Source organism: Carboxylicivirga caseinilyticus (genome assembly GCF_050589785.1).
Lineage (GTDB): Bacteria > Bacteroidota > Bacteroidia > Bacteroidales > Marinilabiliaceae > Carboxylicivirga > Carboxylicivirga caseinilyticus.
In genome coordinates this window covers 1-543 of record NZ_JBNGOX010000118.1, presented here as the reverse complement: position 1 = coordinate 543, position 543 = coordinate 1, and the positions used below count along the sequence as shown (strand labels likewise).

Here is a 543-nt window from a genome sequence, read left to right as displayed (position 1 = left end):
GTTGATAGAGCATCAGCCTTCCAAGCTGAGGGTCGCGGGTTTGAGCCCCGTCTTCCGCTCTTTTAAGCCATTTGATTTTTCGAGTGGCTTTTTTAGTGACAAATTTTATCCTGATAAAAGATTCAGGCGAATAAAAATATTGAATGCAATTGGGGAGATACCAATCACGATAGCTATCTTGAGGCCAACTGGGGTCCCGAAGCTTCGGGATAATTCCGCTGACTCTCCAATAATATAAACAACAAGAAAGTTTGTTGTAACAAAATTTTACTGAATGCAATTGGGGAGATACCAATCACGATAGCTATCGTGAGGCCAACTGGGGTCCCGAACAATCGGGATAACTCCGCTGACTCTCCAATAATATATACAACAAGAATGTTTGTTGTAACTAAAATTTACTGAATGCAATTGGGGAGATACCAATCACGATGGTTATCGTGAGGCCAACTGGGGTCCCGAAGCTTAGGGATAAATCCGCTGACTCTCCAATAATATATACAACAAGAAAGTTTGTTGTAACAAAATTTTACTGAATGCAAT

At 40.7% G+C, this 543-nt stretch carries 1 protein-coding gene; it reads left to right on the top strand.

The window, feature by feature from the left end:
* Positions 1-238, top strand: a 238-nt coding sequence (locus tag ACRD62_RS22480; RefSeq protein WP_430822327.1) for a hypothetical protein, incomplete at its 5' end; no start/stop codon positions are given.
* Positions 239-543 lie beyond the last annotated feature (305 nt).